This window comes from Marinomonas transparens, assembly GCF_016463975.1.
GTDB lineage: Bacteria > Pseudomonadota > Gammaproteobacteria > Pseudomonadales > Marinomonadaceae > Marinomonas > Marinomonas transparens.
This window is the reverse complement of record NZ_JAEMNX010000001.1, coordinates 295,892-312,683: the sequence shown is the minus strand read 5'-3', so window position 1 is coordinate 312,683 and position 16,792 is coordinate 295,892. Positions and strand designations below refer to the sequence as shown.

The following is a 16,792-nucleotide window of genomic DNA, read 5'->3' as shown; positions in this document are numbered from 1 at the left end:
ATAAAAAAAGGCTAAGTGCGCACAGACTTTGTGCGCACTTAGATTTACATTTATTGAAGGCGAGCTTTTCTGCTTTAACTTAGGATATTTCAAAACGTTGAATTTGATGTGCTAATTCGTTTGTTTGATGATGAACATTCTTATTTGCCCGTTGGATTGATTGAGTTGCTTGATAGTTGTCTGCTATATCATGGGCGATTTTATCCATATCCTGAGCCATTTGAGCTGTGGTCAGCGCGACTTCTTTTATTGCTTGAGTGATTTCACGGGCATTATCCATGGCGTCTTGGGTGTTTTGTTCAACCTGATGAATGGTAGTGACAGCGTTTTCCCCTAGCTGTTTACTTTGCTCCACCTTTTTCAGGCTTAGATTCATTGATTTAATGACCGCTTGAGTTTCCTGCTGGATTGCCTCTACTTTCGTGGTGATATCTCCAGATGCTTTAACGGTTTGCTCTGCTAATGTTTTGACTTCGTCAGCGACGACGGCAAAACCCCTACCAGCCTCTCCTGCCCGTGCGGCTTCAATGGCGGCATTGAGAGCAAGTAAGCTGGTTTGCTCCGCAACGCCAATGATTAGATCGATGACTAAATCGATTTCTTTAGACTGTTTGCCCAATGTGGCAACGCGTTCATTCGTTGTATTGATGGTACTTGCCACATCACTGATGCTCATCATGGCATCTTGCATTGCATTGACACCACTTACGGCTGATTCATAGGATGTTTGAGCGGCACTTTGTACCGCTTGAGTCATATGTTGCACGGTATCGGCTGTCACTGAGATTTCTTCTGTCGAAGTCGCTAGCGTGTCGCTTCTATCGCGGATTCTTTCACTACCATCCACAATGATCTGAATGCCGCTGTCCAGTTCATCGGCTGTGGTGATAAGTTTTTGATTACTGTTGAGTAGATGGCCTACCAAATTACGTAACCCTTCAGACATCTTATTAGAGGCAATAAATAATTGTTGAAACTCATCTTTATTTGATGTTGTAGAATTGAGTTTGTGAACACTGAGTTTACCTCGCGCCACTTCTGTAAGTACATTGAGCACGCCTTGAAGGTTACGGTTTAGCGAACGGATCACCGTTATCAAAATAAAACCAATAACAACCGCCAGCGTAATGCAGCCAATGATCAATGATTGACGAGCTTGAGAAGCAGTATCTAATGAACGATTTTGGGCATTTTTTAACAGCGTGTTTTGTAAATAGTGAACACTCTCGTCCATAGCCTTGGCAATGCTTTCACTCAATGTTGAAAAGATCATCTGCTGTTGGTTTAAGGCAATAGACAGCTGGATAACGGGCGCTAAAGCATCTTCATAGTTTTTCAGAATAGGATTAAAGAAATCGCCAAAGCCAAGGTTATTGATATTGTCTTTCAGCGCGTTTAGTGACGTCATTAATGCTTCTTTATGGGCTTCATTATGGTAAGCAAGGAAATCTTTTTCGTGATTTCTTATATCCTTGAAACTTGCACCGAAACTTGCCAGAGAGCCAAATTTCTCAGTTAACTCTGTTGCGGATTTATTTAATGTGCCTAGGGCGCCAGATTCAGCATTAAGTCCTAGTGTTTGCTTAGTCGCTAGGTATTTTTCGAGGGCAGTAATATATTCAGGCAACAACTCTTGGTTTTTTGTTAACAATGAACTGCCTTCAGCATCAATTAGTGAAGGGTGGGTTTGAAAGCCTGCCGCAATATTTTCTTTAATATTAGTAAGCTCTTGGTTGAGTGACGCGATATTATCCGGTGTTAGCACTGCTATTTGTCGTTCAAACTTTAGCCGTGATATCTCTAAGTTTGTCACCTGAGTGGTGAGTTCACTCAAATTACTGGCATCGTCAGAAGCATTCGACATTAATGACAGGTTATAAACAGAATAAGCGCCAAACCCGGCATAGCCGATGCTGACAAGGAGCACAATGGCCATTAATTTTTCACGAACAGATAATGACATAGAAAACTCCTGATATTTATCTTTCTAAAAGACCGAACAATGGGTTGTCATAAAAAAAGCCCGTCTATTAGTTATAATAAACAGGCCCAAAATAAAGCTGGAAGTATCAAAATAAAATGCTCAAAAGCGGATTTTATTTCTAGGGTGAGATAGCGTCAGATACATATTGTCCTTAACCCAGATTAACTTAGCGGTAACAAGTTAATCCGTTGTAACTGATAAAAAAATTTTATAGACATATCAATCTAAGTGACATCTTGGCATATCAATGTAAAGTTGTGTTAACAGCAAACTTATTAGAATAATCTTGCATTACTCTGGTGTAGTTTAGGTAAAGCATATTAGATGATGGATGTAATAACCCCACTCCCTATGTAAGTTAGAATGAATTTGGAGACGTTATGAGTGCAAAAAACTACTCGCTAGGCCAAGTGGGTGATTATGAGATCAAGCAATTAAAAGTATTTAAGACAGTCGTTGATTGTGGTGGTTTTTCGGCAGCAGAGACCTCTCTTAATATCGGTCGATCTACCATCAGTTTGCATATATCTAACTTAGAATCGCGTCTTAACCTTGTATTATGCAAGCGAGGCCGTGGCGGTTTTTCGTTAACTGAGGAAGGGGTGATCATCTACAAGATGACAGAGAATCTTATAGAGTCTCTTGATGCTTTCCGCACCACGGTAAACAACTTGAATGCTAGTTTGACAGGTAAATTGAGAATTGCGCTTTCTGACAAGGTAAGTCTTGACCCACGTAGCCATTTCCCTGAACTGATTCAACGTTTTTCACTTGCAGCATCGGAGGTTTCTATTACGACAAATGTTTCTTCTATGTCGAATATAGAACGTATGATTTTGAACGATGAGGCCGATGTTGGTTTTATCCCTTATCACCGTAAATTAGATGGTTTAGATTACGTTCACCTTTATCGTGATGATTGTTATTTGTATTGTGGTAAAAACCACCCACTTGCGACCATGTCGAAAATGGAGCAGTCAGCTGAAGCCGACAGTTATCCTGCCACCCATGCGGGCTTGAAGCCCCATGAAGCCGTTAGTGATCAGATATCTCATATGAAGTTAACCGCTATTTCTTATTTTTATGACAGCCGATTAGCATTGATTTTATCAGGACAATATATCGGCTTTTTACCAGAGCAATATGCGCAGGCTTATTTAGAAAGTGGTGACATTGTGGCCGTGGCACCGGATGACCGTTCTTATACGTTAGGTGTTGCAGTAATTTGTAAAAAAACCACTCAACCTAACAAACCTCGAGAGCTATTTCTTAAAGTATTACACCAAACTGTTGAGGAATTGGCTGTTGCTCCTTATTAAACTGATTGTTATCAAGTGGTAAGTAACCTGTTTATGCAAACAAAAGCGATGCAAATACAACATATTGATAGTGTTTTAGAGCCGGGCCTCCATCAGATTGGCATTGTCCACATCGGTTTAGGTGCCTTTCATCGTGCTCATCAGGCGGTTTATATGGAGCAAACCTTGGCTCTACACGGAGGTGATTGGATGATTGCCAGTGCCAATATTCGCTCTAATCATAAATTGGTTGAACAACTGGAAGCGGCTCAACACCGCTATCATGTAGTGGAATATGCAGACACAAAAACAGCAAGAGTAAGAGAAATAAAGTCGATTAAAACGTCTTTCTTTAGTGGTTCTGATGATGGGCAAATCGGGTTGATTGCCCAAATGACAGCGCCTGAGACTAAGATTGTTACCTTAACAGTGACAGAAAAAGGCTATTACCTATCCCCCTCCTCTGGCGCTTTATTAATAGACCATGCGGACATTCAACATGATTTGCGACAGCCATCCCAGCCAAGGACTGCTTTGGGGCTGATTTTAGCGTCTTTAAAGCAGCGTCGTGAGCAAGGTATCGAGCCCTTTACTGTGTTGTCCTGTGACAACATGCCACACAACGGTCTGCGGTCTAAAGGTGCTGTTGTTGCATTGGCGAAAGAACAAGATACAGAATTAGCGCAATGGATTGAACAAAAGGTGGCCTTTCCAAATTCCATGGTAGACCGCATTGTGCCTGCTGTTACGACAGAAGATTTAGCCATGATCAAAGCGGATACAGGTATTAATGAACCCACTGTGGTTAAGTGCGAGCAGTTCAGTCAATGGGTAGTGGAAGACAATTTTCCTACTGGTCGTCCACGGTGGGAATCCGCCGGAGTACAAATGGTTGCGGATGTTTCTCACTATGAAATGATGAAATTACGCATGTTAAACGGCAGTCATTCACTACTCGCCTATTTGGGAAGCCTAGCTGGATATCAAACGGTAGCAGAGGCGATGAAAGAGGCCGATATTCGAACCTTCCTTGAATATTATATGCTGCAAGAAGTTGTCCCTACCTTAGCAAACTTCCGTTATGAGGCGTTAGCGACATACTGCCAACAACTGCTGGTACGTTTTGAAAATGACAGTTTGCAGCATCAGCTGAAGCAGATTGCCATGGACGGCAGTCAAAAACTACCACAGCGCTGGTTAAGTGGTTTAACCGAACTTCAAGCACAGTCGCTTCCTGCGTCAGCCATTGAGTTGGGAATCGCTAGCTGGATGACCTTCCTTTGTCGAGCCCAGCATAATCAACACAGCATCAATGACCCCCTTGAAAATGAATTATTTGATCTGGTTCGTCGTTATCGTGATGTTTCTACGGATTCATCTATTGAGTTAGTGACCGCATTGTTACAACGCAATGATATTTTCCCTGCTTCTCTGTGTAGCAACCAAGCTTTTATTAAACGACTTAGTGTTTTGGTTGAGGCTTTACTATCCGGTGTTGAGGCACAGAATTTAATGCGTGCTTCTTTTTCAATACAAAAATAAGAGCGACTTTTATATGGAACACACATGGCGTTGGTTTGGAGCAAATGACTCCATTAGCTTACAGGATATCCGTCAAGCGGGGGCCAGCGGTATAGTGACCGCTTTACACGATATTCCTAATGGTGAAGTGTGGCCAGTGGAAGCCATACAGGCAGTGAAAGAAAGCATAGAAAATGCAGGGTTACGTTGGTCTGTTGTTGAAAGTATTCCAGTGCACGAAGACATTAAACAGCGAACGGGTAGCTATCAAAAATACATCGATAACTACGGGCAGAGTATTCGTAACCTTGCCCAGTGTGGTGTCCATACTGTGTGTTATAACTTTATGCCAGTACTGGATTGGACACGTACTGATTTGATGTACGCCTTACCCGATGGTTCACGGGCTTTGCGCTTCGATCAAACCGCGTTTGCTGCGTTTGATTTATTTATTTTACAACGTCCAAATAGCGAAGATAGCTACAGCAAAGCAGAAATTTCCGCTGCTAAAGAGTGCTATGATGCTTTAAGTGAAACACAAAAAGAGCAATTGGTCGGTACTATTCTGGCGGGTCTTCCGGGGGCTGAAGAGAGCTATACGTTAGACAACTTTCGGGCGGCCTTAGCGGCTTATGATGGCATTGATAAAAGTGTATTAAGAGAAAACTTCGCTCACTTTCTAGAGCATGTTGTTCCTATTGCAGAGGCGTGCGGTGTGAGTTTAGCGGTTCATCCTGATGATCCACCACGTCCTATTTTAGGCTTGCCACGTATTGTTTCGACCAAGCAAGATATTGAATGGCTAGTACAGCGTATCCCTTCCCCTGCGAATGGTATTACCTTCTGTACAGGGTCTTATGGTGTGCGTGAAGATAACGATTTGTGCGATATGGCGACGACCTTTGCGGATAGAATTTATTTTACCCATTTGCGCTCTACCCAGCGGGAAGAAACAAGAGGAAGCTTCCATGAAGCCGCGCATCTGGAAGGCAATGCAGATATTTCAGATGTGATTCTAGTACTACTGAAAGAAGAGCAGCGTCGTAAAGCCTCGGGTGAGGGGCAAATGATTCCATTGCGCCCAGACCATGGACACCAAATCATGGATGATTTACGCCGCGATGCGAAGCCGGGTTATTCAGCACTTGGGCGGATGAAAGGTTTGGCTGAAATTCGGGGGGTGGAATTCGCTTTGAAGAAATACGTGCTGAAAGATTAGGTGAATTAATAGACGAGTTTTCTAGCGGATATCACTGCGCCAATCTAAGGCCAAGGCAGTGGGTTGTGTTCGATGGATGCTTGGGAAGGCTTAATACTTGTATTTGCTTCATGGTTTAACCACTCGACAAAGGCTTCTATTCTTGCTTTTCGGGGAGAGCCTTTAGCGTAATAAGCATAAAATTCAATTTTTGTGTTTAACGCTTTAGGATGTGCCTGAACGAGTGTTCCTTCATTGAGCTCTTCTTGCACCATAAATTGCGGACACAAGAAAATTCCATGGCCCGCTTTAACTGCACTAATCCCCATATACCAAGAGCTTACCTCTGCCCAAAGAATGTTTTTATTGCGAATGGGACAAATAGCCAGCTCCTTAAACCAAACACTCCATTGATAAGACGGCTCGTCTACTTGTAGCATCCAACACTTTAATAAGTCGGTAGGGAGCAAAAAGCCAATTCTTGCGGCTAGAGATGGGGAGCAAACGGGAATAATATTAGACGACAGTAGTGGCCGTTGAAGCGTATCTTCTCTATCGCTAACTAGATGAATATCATCATCAATCCCAACGTCGATCTTACCTGAATGGATATCTCTTCGTTCATCTGATGAGGAGAGTTTGACTCTGATGTCTGGTTGAAGGTCGGAAAAGCGCCACAGTCGTGGCATAAGCCATAAGGATATAAAGCTTTGTAGTCCTGATACTTCCAGAATACCTTCTCGCGGTTCTAGCTTGACGCTTTCCAACCCTTTTTCAATATGATCAAACGCCAGAGTGAGATGTTCTGCAAGCTGCTGCCCTTGTCTGGTTAAGCGCATTTCTCGGCCAGATCGATAGAATAAAGGCACGCCAAGATACTCTTCTAATAAACGAATCTGTTGGCTGACGGCTGCCTGTGACACATGCAACTGTTCTGCTGCTTTGGTATAGCTTAAGGTTTGGCTGGCCACGGAAAAGTAATGGGTTGCCTTCAGATGAGAAACGCGAGTGCTCATAAAGCCCCTTCTATAAGATTTTCTAATCTAATGAGTAAGAATATAACGTTCGTTTTTACCCTTTTTTAGCACCACAATAAAGCTCTATCGAATATGGAGGTGCAGTTATGTGGGCGTTATTGTTGTGGCTAAATCAAAAAATATTGATGATTAACAGCAAGTTAAGAGAGAATTCTCAAAAGAGGAAAAGACGGCAAGAAGCGCGAGACATGAACCTTTATACAAAAAATTTACCGGACTATTTAAGAAAGGATTTAGGATTCCCTCCTTATGATTCACGCCATAACAAGCATGATAAAGAATCATCTTGATGCTTTCTGGAGACCAAAAAAAACCGCTTCAAAAAGAAGCGGTTTTTATTTGACTAGCTCAATGACTCATTTTAAATGCCAGTCTTTAGATCAATGGAGCTTATACAAGCTCTTTAAAGCAGCGTTTGAAAATGTCCATACCTTCGTCAATGATGTCCATTTCTATGGTCAATGCGGGGAGGAAACGGATAACGTTGCCACGGATACCACAAGAAAGTAATACCAAGCCATTTTCGGCCGCTTTAGCGGATAGTTTCTTCGCAAGTTCTGGGAATGGTTTGTTTACATCGCCATCGTGCACAAATTCTACCGCGATCATGGAGCCAGCATTACGAATGTCACCAATAATTTGTGGGTACTCAGCTTGTATTTCTTTTAGGTGTTTCACGAAGTGAGAACCGACTTGAACCGCGCGATCACACAGCTGCTCTTCTTCGATCACATCGAAAACCGCTAATGCCGCCGCACAACCAACAGGAGAGCCACCGTAAGTACCGCCTAGGCCGCCAGGAATTGGGGCGTCCATAATGTCTGCTTTACCAACTACCGCCGCAATTGGGAAACCACCTGCGATGCCTTTTGCCGCCGTCATTAGGTCCGCTTCGATGCCAGCTTGCTCGTGGCAGAACATGGTGCCTGTACGTGCGAAGCCTGCTTGAATTTCATCTAGGATAAGCAGAATGCCATTGTCATCACATACTTTGCGAAGTTTCTGTAGGAAGCTAGCGGAAGCCATGTAGAAGCCGCCCTCTCCTTGCACGGGCTCGATGATAATAGCCGCAACCTTAGTTGCTTCAATATCACAAGTGAAACGCATTTGTAGATCAGCAAGCGCTTGTTCTTCGCTAATACCTAGGTAGTCATTCGGGTAAGGGACATGAAAAATATCACTGGGGAAAGGACCAAAGCCTATTTTATAGGGGTTCACTTTACCGGTTAGGCCCATGGTCATATTGGTACGACCGTGGAAGCCGCCATTAAACGCGATGATGCCAGGACGGCCCGTGTGCGCACGGGCAATCTTCACACAGTTTTCCACCGCTTCGGCGCCAGTGGTCACAAAGATGGATTTCTTTGGTGTATCGCCCGGTGCCGCCGCATTTAGCTTTTCCGCCAATTGCACCGCAGATTCGTATGGGCTTACCATGACGCAAGTATGAGTAAAGCGCTCAAGTTGAGCCTGTACTGCTGCCTTTACTTTTGGGTGGTTGTGGCCAGTGTTAACCACGGCAATACCCGCACCAAAATCGATGTGACGTTTGCCTTCAACATCCCATAACTCGGCATTGAGAGCGCGGTCAACATAGACTGGCGCCATGTTGCCTTGGCCACGAGCAATAGCCACTTCTTTACGTTTTTGTAGATCTGTATTTTTCATTGTATCTTTCACCTTGTACTGGGAAGCGACAGAATGATTCGCATCGTTTCCCTTTGTTTCGTATTGTGTTGTAAAGAAGATTGCTTATGCTAATCCACCCATGCATAAGTATTTCACTTCAACGTATTCATCTATGCCGTATTTAGAACCTTCACGGCCACTACCTGACTCTTTGACGCCGCCGAATGGTGCGACTTCACTAGAGATCAAACCTTCATTGATGCCGACCATACCGTACTCTAAGGCTTCAGAAACACGCCAGATACGACCGATATTTTGGGAATAGAAATAAGAAGCTAGACCAAATGGGGTATTGTTTGCCATGGCAACCGCCTCATCTTCTGTTTTGAAGCGGAAAAGCGGCGCCACGGGACCAAAAATCTCGTTAGAGAAAATGGCCATATCATCTGTCACGTCAGTCAGAATGGTTGGCTCAAAAAACTGAGCGCCTGCTTCTGCCGCTTTAGAGCCACCGACTAGGGCTTTTGCACCTTGACTGATAGCGCCTTGAACCAATTCTTCCACCTTATTCACAGCGGCTTGATTGATAAGCGGGCCAATAGTGACGCCTTGTTCAAAACCATTACCTGTTTTGAAAGTCGCTACACGTGCTGCTAATTTTTCAGCAAAGGCATCGTAAACACCGTCTTGAACTAAAATACGGTTAGCACACACACAGGTTTGGCCAGCATTACGGTATTTAGAATTGATGGCACCTTCTACCGCAGCGTCTAGATCTGCATCATCAAAAACGATGAAAGGTGCGTTGCCGCCTAATTCCATTGAAGTGCGTTTTACGGTTTGTGCACATTGTGACAAGAGTAACTTGCCAACAGGCGTTGAGCCTGTGAAGCTCAACTTACGCACCGTAGGATGGCCTGTTAGAACGCCACCAATGTCTTTCGCATTCTGACCGACAACCACGTTCAAAACACCTGCAGGAATGCCTGCTTGGTGTGCAAGCTCCGCCAACGCCAACGCACACAAAGGTGTCTCGTCAGAGGGCTTGATGACGATAGTGCAGCCAGCAGCCAATGCAGGTCCTGCTTTACGAGTGATCATGGCGATTGGGAAGTTCCACGGTGTAATGGCCGCCACCACGCCGATGCCTTGCTTAACGGTGAGTACGCGACGGTCTTTCGCAAAGGTTGGAATCACATCGCCATACAAGCGGCGTGCTTCGTCGGCGAACCAGTCGATGAAAGAGGCTCCGTAAGCCACTTCGCCTTTTGCTTCGGCAAAGGGTTTACCTTGTTCTAGTGTCATAAGAGTCGCTAGATCGTCTTGGTTATCTAGAATCAATTGATTCCAACGACGTAGCAGCGTCGCACGCTCTTTTGCCGTTAGCGCTTGCCATGCTTTTTGCGCTTTATCTGCTGCTTCAACCGCTAGTGTTGTTTCATCTGCACCCATGTCAGCAACATCAACAATGTGCTCGCCTGTAGCAGGGTTAATAATAGGAAAAGTCTTACCGGATTTAGCTTCTACCCACTCGCCACCAATATAAGATTGGCTTTTCAGTAGGGCAGACTTTGATAAAGGTGCTTGCATAGGTAACTCCAGGCTTCGATGCGGAGGATGATTGGTAAGTACTATCCTATGGGCAGTACTTCTTAGTATCAATCGATAGTAGGTAAAGACTAGAGAATTGAAAATGAAAAGCTACCAATTTAATGTTTGATTTTCGTCAAACATTAAGCAGGGTTTGGAGCCTTTTGAATCGAATGTATATATTTGATAAATATGGTTTTTCTGTTTTTTAAGAGGCGTTAAACGTTTGATCTAGATTGAATCATTTAGTTGTTGGGCATATTAGGCCTGCAAATAGGGGTTATAAAGTACTCTTTTGAGTATAATTACTCTCAATATCTTATTGATTGGGGTGTAATTCGCTCGATAAATTTGATGCTTATCGGTAAAGGAGAGTGGGAAATTGACGCAGAAAAGAGCAGTTGTTCGTCAGAGTTTACCTGATATTATTGTGGCGGATTTGCGCCAACGTATTTTGTCTGGTGACTTAGCGGAAGGAGAATTGATCCGTCAGGAACTATTGGCAGAAGAATACGATGTTTCCCGTATGCCAGTTCGAGAAGCCTTAAAACGTTTGGATGCTGAAGGTCTAGTGGTATTTACCAATAACCGTGGCGCTACAGTAACCAAGCACTCTCTAGATGAAATCGCTGAGATTTTTGATGTTCGTATACTGCTTGAAGTGGACCTGTTTACCAGAGCTATTCCTATGATGCAGGATGTTCACTTCGATGAATGCGAAACCTTACTGAATGAAATGAAAGCGTCTTATCACGCTGGTGATGTGGCAGCGTGGGGACCATTAAACGCTCGATTTCATCGTATTTTTTATGATGCGGCGAACAGAAAATTAACGTCAAATTTATTAGAACGCGCGAGCTTACAATCCAATCGCTATGTGAGCTTGCATATTAATGAGCTGAAAAACTCTGAAACCGCCCAGCGAGAGCATAGTGACTTACTGCTTTTGGCTCGGCAACGAGATGTAAAGGGAGCTGCTGCGAAGCTTCGCTCCCATATTGAAAGCACCAAACTACAAGTGCTTGAATGGATCTCCTCGACTCGTAGTTAATTATTCTTACCTCTGGGTATTGAGCGCAGGCGGTCACTGTCTAAACAAAGCGGCGTTTCTCTTCGAAACCTACTGCCTACCTCATAGAAAACGCCACTCTGTTTATCTGTCATCAAAAACGGCTAGCGGAAAAAGCGTCTAACGCAATGTCTGGTTCTTTCCCATTGGCCAGTGCTGCGACCAGCTCTGCCGTTCCTGCGGACTGTGTTAGCCCCAAGTGTCCATGGCCGAAGGCGTAAATAATTCTTTTAGATTTAGGGGAGAAGTCTATCACGGGCAAACTGTCTGGCATTGAAGGTCGAAACCCCATCCATTGCTTGCCTTTCGTTGGTTTTAAATCAGGTAAGAACTGGCAGGCTTTTTTTAATAAAACATCTGCTCGTTTGAAGTTTGGCTTTAACTCTAATCCACCGAGCTCCACGGCACCGCCTACACGAACCCCGTCACCTATCTTGGTGACCACAAAACCATGGTTGCCAAAGGTTAGGTGGGTTTTTAAGTCAAAATCAGTAACAGGAAAGGTTGTGTTGTAACCCCTTTCTGTTTCTAATGGAAAATTGTCACCTATGGATTGAGCTAAAATGTTAGACCAAGCACCTGCTGCAATAATGACCTGATTGGTATACAACTCATTGTCTTCAAAAGTTAACTCTACAGCATCGTCTTCATAATCAAGAGATTGAATAGATACAGTTTGAATTTCACCACCTAAGTTGGAAAAGACTTGGGCCAGGTATTGGGTCCATTCGGCTGGATCACACACATTTTTCCATTTAGGCGTAAAAGCCGCATGGGTAAAGCGAGGGTGAATACCTGCTTGTATCTTGGCAATGGCTTCTGGTGACGTTAATAAATCAAATTCCACACCATGTTCTTGTCGTACTAACCAACCTGCTAAACTGGCGTTGAACTCCTCTTCACCTTCATAAAGTTGCAATTGCCCTTCATGGCGAATCATGGCCTCACCGTTCACCGCCGCGACTTGTCGAGCAAGGGCCTCCTTTGAAAGTGCCATTAAGTTTGCTTGGGCAGACAGCGAAGCTTGATAGCGATCTTTCCAGCTTGCACGCCAGAATTTCAGCATCCAAGGGAGTATTTTTAATGCGTAAGCGGGTGGAATCGCCAATGGCCCCAAAGGGTCTATTAACCATTTTGGCGCTTTTCGCATAATCCCGGGCGTGGCTAAAGGGATAATATCCGCGAAAGCAAATGCGCCGGCATTGCCTGATGAGGTTTCGGCAGCAACGCCCTTTCGATCTAATACTAAAACTTGACGGCCTTCGGATTGCAGCTTCAACGCAATGCTAATGCCAATGATGCCGGCACCAATGACAACCACATCATGGCTTGTTGTTTTGTTCATTACTGTACTCTTAACCCAAAATAAATTGTTAACCGAGAATAAACTTTCACTCAGTCAACCTAATACCTGTTTTTAACGGATCGGTAGCATTAACTATCAGGTTCGCTTCTTTGGTCACAAAAGCTTGTCCTGTGATACTGGGAATAACCCCTATTTTTGCTGCTTGATAGCTTAACCGATAGCGGCTGCCAATGGTGCTTTCTTGGATGATATCTGTGTTGGGGGCAAGCCGACCGTCTGCAGCAAGGCAAGCCAAACGAGCCGAACTGCCAGTACCACAGGGCGAACGGTCATAAGCATTGTCTGGGCAAAGCACAAAGTTACGACTGTGACCGTGCTCTGTGAGTGCAGGCCCATAAAGAACAATATGCTCAATAGCGTCGTTATCTGTACCTGATATAGTATTTTCTTTAAGTGCATGACGAATCTTGATGGATACTTCGGTCAGATTTCTCAGGTTGTTTGGCTTAACATCGACAGGGCTTTTATCGACAATAAAGAACCAATTTCCGCCATAAGCCACATCGCCTGAAACTGTGCCTATTCCATCGATATCAAGATGAACATCTTTTTGTAATCGATAGCTTTCGACGTTTTTGACCGTCACCGTATTGGCATCGGATAGCGTCACTTCCACTACACCAACGGGGGTTTCTATTTTATGTGTGCCAATGTCAATTTTACCCAGATAAGCAAGTGTCGCTGCCACTCCAATCGTACCGTGGCCGCACATGCCAATGACTTCCGCCGCGTCAAAATAAATCACTCCGGCTACACACTCTGGGTCAACAGGTTCAACGAGCATGACGCCCACCATGGCTTCTTGACCATAAGGTTCCGAGACAACCGAGCGATAAAATGCTTCATGTTCTGTTGCCAGTATTTTAGCGCGCTCGGCTAAAGAGCCTGATCCAAGCTTTGGCCCGCCAGATAAAATGACACGGGTTGGCTCACCTTCTGTGTGACTGTCTATGACATGCATTGCGTGATCACTCCGCCTTGTTTTACCCAGTCCGTGAACCATGTTTTGAAGAGCACATATTGGTCTTCACAGTAATGGCGCTGCGCAGGGGTTAGTTCGTCGCTTTCATTGAAATGTAATCGATACTCTTCTTCGCCATTTAAGACAAGCAAATACTTAAAGAACAACACCAATTCAGGGCCTTCATCGAAACTGGCAAGAACGGAGAAAGCTTCTTCCAATTCTTGGGCTCGACGTCGTGCTTCGGCATTTCCCTTCGCTGCCATTCTTGCTAATTCGCTCAAGAGTAGGACTTCTTTCGGTAAGGCGGTACCAATACCCGTAATGGCACCAACCGCGCCACAATTCACAAAACCATGATAAACCGCTGTATCCACACCAATCATGAGTAATACGTCATCATCTTGATAGGTAATATTTTCGGCTGCATAGCGCAAGGCTTCTTTACTGCCGAACTCTTTAAAGCCAACTAGGTTTTTATGCTCAGCACGTAGCGCGAAAAATAAATCCGCACGGGTTGCAAAACCGTACACAGGGCTATTATAAATAATCGCAGGAATAGAAGGCGCTGCCTCTAAAATCGCCTTAAAGTGGTTTTTTTGTGCCGCAATGACCGACCCTCTAGAAAGAACACGAGGAATCACCATCAAGCCCGCTGCGCCAACTTTTTCAGCATGAGCCGCTAATGCAACCGCCGATTTAGTGTTAATTGCCCCTGTGCCAACGACGACAGGGATACCCGCATTAACCAAACGCTCGACCCCTTCCATGCGCTCCGTATCTGTCAACAAAGGCCAGTCGCCCATAGAACCGCAATACACCACAGCGGACATGCCCGCCGCGATCATCTCCTTGCCCTTCTTCACCAAGTTATCAAAATCGGGCGTACGGTCAGGCTTACAAGGCGTCATTAACGCCGGCATAATGCCCTGGAAAACACTCGTGTTCAAAACGGAGTTATTCATAATTTGATACCTTTTGAAAGAAATTAGCGGATGATCGCTTCCATAAATTAAAATGTATTTTGTATCCAAAATATACCTAGAGTAAAAACGAGTCAACAACTTATCTGTTTAGGTGATAATGCTGTAGTCTAGAGTATGGTTTAAAAGCCGGAATTCTTTGTGGGGTATTGAACTAAGATTGATTATGTAATGGAGTATTTTTGCCTTATTTAGAACCGTTCATACAACAATGGAAAACCTATTTAAAACAACAGCTTTCCCAATGTGGGCTGAACTATGTCGTTACAGACGTGGGCGATAGTTTTGATATCAAAGCCAATTCTGTCGCCTATTTCCGTTGGCTACGAACAGCCAACAAAATCAATAAGGGTTTACATGAGTCAAGGGATGAACTCGTCTGGATAATGCTGGAAAAGCAATTAAGGGCGCTTGCGAATAAAGCCGAAAAAGGGACATCGAACCTTGTCTCTAGGCTGCATTTTGATGAAAGCCAAATCCAGATTCGTCTTAACTTTAGCTATGATGACGAGCAACATATTTTCTATGTAAGCTGACCTCAGATTCGAGCACCCTTTTATCTCTGTTCTTCTCGTTACTCTTAAAATACGTAAATCTATTGAGTCATTTTCACTTTCTTATTTAGCCTTTATTCGGCAAATCCGTAATGGTTCCTGCGCCGAGCTCTGCGGCTAAGCCGACGGTTTCATGTAGGCTTGGGTGTGCGTGAATGGTGAGGGCTAAGTCTTCTAAAGTGGCACCGAACTCAATGGCGAGAGTGAGTTCACCGAGTAGTTCGCCTGCATGGGAACCCACCACACCAGCGCCTAATACCCGTTGCGTTGCGTCATCATAAATGAGTTTCGTCTTGCCTTGGGTGACTCCTGAGGCGATGGCTCGGCCACTGGCGCTCCATGGGAACACAGCGGTTTTGATTGGTGTGCCTTGTTGTTTTGCTGCGGTTTCGGTTAAGCCAACCCAAGCGACTTCTGGAAACGTATACGCAATGGAAGGAATGGCGAGAGGTTGGAAGTCCACCTTGTGCCCTGCAATCACCTCCGCTGCTATATGGCCTTGGTGTGAGGCTTTGTGTGCCAGCATGGGCCCATGAGTCACATCGCCTATCGCAAATATATTGGGTACAGATGTTCTGCATTGCTCATCGGTTAGCACAAACCCTCTTTCGTCTAACGCAACGCCGATTTCTGGAATACCGGCTTTCAGTCCATTAGGTGAGCGGCCTACCGCGACTAATACGGCATCGACAGCAAGGCTTCGTTCACCTTCTTTGTCTTGCAAGTGAACATTCAATGCTTCCGCTGTGGCTTCTATATTGGTGACTTGGGTGTTGGTTAAAAACGTCATTCTTTCTTTGTTGGCTTGTTCAAACACCCGCACCAGATCTTTATCTGCACCTGTCATGATTTGGTCGCCCAGTTCTGCCACTGTGATGGTCGCGCCGAGTGATTGATAAACCGTTGCCATTTCCAAACCAATAATACCGCCACCAAGGACCAATAAATGCTTTGGAATCCGCTCTAATTGCAGTGCGCTGGTGGCATCTAAAATACGAGGGTCGTCATAAGGCACGAATGGTAATTTAATCGCCCGTGAACCGACGGCGATAATGGCGTTTTTAAACTCTATTCTTTGTTCTGTGCCGTCTTTTTTCACGATAATCGAGGTGGTTGAATCGAATCGCCCTTCCCCATGAAAAACCGAGACATTGCGGCCTTTTGCCATCAACGCAAGATTACTGGTCAATGTGTCCACTGTGGATTGTCTATGGTGTCGAATAGCATCCAGATTGATATTTGGTTTCGTAAAGTTCACACCGTGGTCGGGTTCATCCGCCGTGCGAATTTTCCCTGCAACATGTAAAAGCGCCTTGGACGGAATGCAGCCCACGTTTAAACAAACGCCACCCAATGTACTGTGACGCTCAATCATAGCCACCTTCAAACCTAAATCGGCTGCGCGAAAAGCCGCTGCATAACCACCGGGCCCACTGCCTAACACAACAAGATCGTACATATTTTTCCCCTTAACGAATGGATTTATGGTGACAGAAAATAATCTATCTATCACTTGGTAGGTGAAATATAGCTTGTTAATTCCGACTTGGTCAATAAAATACCTATCACTAGGTAGATGAATTTTGATCTCTTAAAACATAA

Annotated in this window: 13 protein-coding genes; 5 read left to right on the top strand and 8 right to left on the bottom strand. The window is 44.5% G+C overall.

What is annotated here, in order from left to right:
- Positions 1-79 precede the first annotated feature (79 nt).
- Entirely contained in the window at positions 80-1,963 is a 1,884-nt protein-coding gene (locus tag I8J31_RS01470) for a methyl-accepting chemotaxis protein (protein WP_199466411.1), read from the bottom strand.
- 401 nt (positions 1,964-2,364) lie between these two features.
- On the opposite strand from I8J31_RS01470, the gene I8J31_RS01465 reads away from it, so the two are divergent.
- The 3 genes from I8J31_RS01465 to uxuA are packed head-to-tail and all read left to right on the top strand — an operon-like array spanning position 2,365 to position 6,022.
- Positions 2,365-3,303 (top strand): LysR family transcriptional regulator, encoded by a 939-nt coding sequence (locus I8J31_RS01465; RefSeq protein ID WP_199466410.1) that lies wholly within the window; start codon positions 2,365-2,367, stop codon positions 3,301-3,303.
- 33 nt (positions 3,304-3,336) lie between these two features.
- Positions 3,337-4,824: a mannitol dehydrogenase family protein gene (locus I8J31_RS01460; RefSeq protein ID WP_233402526.1), complete on the top strand. Its 1,488-nt coding sequence runs from the start codon at positions 3,337-3,339 to the stop codon at positions 4,822-4,824.
- 13 nt (positions 4,825-4,837) lie between these two features.
- Entirely contained in the window at positions 4,838-6,022 is a 1,185-nt protein-coding gene (gene uxuA, locus I8J31_RS01455) for a mannonate dehydratase (RefSeq protein WP_199466409.1), read from the top strand.
- A 44-nt stretch (positions 6,023-6,066) separates the two neighbouring features.
- Here uxuA and I8J31_RS01450 read toward each other — a convergent pair whose 3' ends face one another.
- From I8J31_RS01450 to I8J31_RS01440, 3 genes are all read right to left on the bottom strand, one after another.
- Positions 6,067-7,017, bottom strand: coding sequence for a LysR substrate-binding domain-containing protein (locus I8J31_RS01450; RefSeq protein ID WP_199466408.1), 951 nt, complete (start codon positions 7,015-7,017; stop codon positions 6,067-6,069).
- Between the two features lie 411 nt (positions 7,018-7,428).
- Positions 7,429-8,706: a 4-aminobutyrate--2-oxoglutarate transaminase gene (gene gabT / locus I8J31_RS01445; protein ID WP_199466407.1), complete on the bottom strand. Its 1,278-nt coding sequence runs from the start codon at positions 8,704-8,706 to the stop codon at positions 7,429-7,431.
- An 84-nt stretch (positions 8,707-8,790) separates the two neighbouring features.
- Entirely contained in the window at positions 8,791-10,257 is a 1,467-nt protein-coding gene (locus I8J31_RS01440; RefSeq protein WP_199466406.1) for an NAD-dependent succinate-semialdehyde dehydrogenase, read from the bottom strand.
- A gap of 382 nt (positions 10,258-10,639) precedes the next feature.
- Here I8J31_RS01440 and I8J31_RS01435 point away from each other — a divergent pair, with 382 nt between their 5' ends.
- Positions 10,640-11,308, top strand: a complete 669-nt coding sequence (locus tag I8J31_RS01435) for a GntR family transcriptional regulator (RefSeq protein WP_199466405.1) — start codon at positions 10,640-10,642, stop codon at positions 11,306-11,308.
- A 112-nt stretch (positions 11,309-11,420) separates the two neighbouring features.
- Here the strand turns inward: I8J31_RS01435 and I8J31_RS01430 are convergent, their stop codons facing one another.
- The 3 genes from I8J31_RS01430 to I8J31_RS01420 are packed head-to-tail and all read right to left on the bottom strand — an operon-like array spanning position 11,421 to position 14,618.
- Entirely contained in the window at positions 11,421-12,671 is a 1,251-nt protein-coding gene (locus I8J31_RS01430) for an NAD(P)/FAD-dependent oxidoreductase (protein WP_199466404.1), read from the bottom strand.
- 46 nt (positions 12,672-12,717) lie between these two features.
- Complete coding sequence (locus tag I8J31_RS01425; protein WP_199466403.1) at positions 12,718-13,653, bottom strand: 4-hydroxyproline epimerase; 936 nt, start codon at positions 13,651-13,653, stop codon at positions 12,718-12,720.
- Complete coding sequence (locus tag I8J31_RS01420; RefSeq protein WP_199466402.1) at positions 13,641-14,618, bottom strand: dihydrodipicolinate synthase family protein; 978 nt, start codon at positions 14,616-14,618, stop codon at positions 13,641-13,643. Before I8J31_RS01420 ends, I8J31_RS01425 begins: the two co-directional genes overlap by 13 nt.
- A 200-nt stretch (positions 14,619-14,818) precedes the next feature.
- Between I8J31_RS01420 and I8J31_RS01415 the strand changes: the two genes are divergently transcribed.
- The gene (locus I8J31_RS01415) at positions 14,819-15,172 is read left to right on the top strand and encodes a hypothetical protein (RefSeq protein WP_199466401.1); all 354 of its coding nucleotides are present in this window, start codon (positions 14,819-14,821) and stop codon (positions 15,170-15,172) included.
- A gap of 85 nt (positions 15,173-15,257) precedes the next feature.
- Here I8J31_RS01415 and lpdA read toward each other — a convergent pair whose 3' ends face one another.
- Positions 15,258-16,649: a dihydrolipoyl dehydrogenase gene (lpdA, locus tag I8J31_RS01410; protein WP_199466400.1), complete on the bottom strand. Its 1,392-nt coding sequence runs from the start codon at positions 16,647-16,649 to the stop codon at positions 15,258-15,260.
- Positions 16,650-16,792: the final 143 nt, after the last annotated feature.

Excerpts from the sequence above, each read along its gene's own strand:
- I8J31_RS01470 (WP_199466411.1), bottom strand. The coding sequence starts at position 1,963 with ATGTCATTATCTGTTCGTGAAAAATTAATGGCCATTGTGCTCCTTGTC.
- I8J31_RS01465 (WP_199466410.1), top strand. The coding sequence starts at position 2,365 with ATGAGTGCAAAAAACTACTCGCTAGGCCAAGTGGGTGATTATGAGATC.
- I8J31_RS01460 (WP_233402526.1), top strand. The coding sequence starts at position 3,337 with ATGCAAACAAAAGCGATGCAAATACAACATATTGATAGTGTTTTAGAG.
- uxuA (WP_199466409.1), top strand. The coding sequence starts at position 4,838 with ATGGAACACACATGGCGTTGGTTTGGAGCAAATGACTCCATTAGCTTA.
- I8J31_RS01450 (WP_199466408.1), bottom strand. The coding sequence starts at position 7,017 with ATGAGCACTCGCGTTTCTCATCTGAAGGCAACCCATTACTTTTCCGTG.
- gabT (WP_199466407.1), bottom strand. The coding sequence starts at position 8,706 with ATGAAAAATACAGATCTACAAAAACGTAAAGAAGTGGCTATTGCTCGT.
- I8J31_RS01440 (WP_199466406.1), bottom strand. The coding sequence starts at position 10,257 with ATGCAAGCACCTTTATCAAAGTCTGCCCTACTGAAAAGCCAATCTTAT.
- I8J31_RS01430 (WP_199466404.1), bottom strand. The coding sequence starts at position 12,671 with ATGAACAAAACAACAAGCCATGATGTGGTTGTCATTGGTGCCGGCATC.
- I8J31_RS01425 (WP_199466403.1), bottom strand. The coding sequence starts at position 13,653 with ATGCATGTCATAGACAGTCACACAGAAGGTGAGCCAACCCGTGTCATT.
- I8J31_RS01420 (WP_199466402.1), bottom strand. The coding sequence starts at position 14,618 with ATGAATAACTCCGTTTTGAACACGAGTGTTTTCCAGGGCATTATGCCG.
- lpdA (WP_199466400.1), bottom strand. The coding sequence starts at position 16,649 with ATGTACGATCTTGTTGTGTTAGGCAGTGGGCCCGGTGGTTATGCAGCG.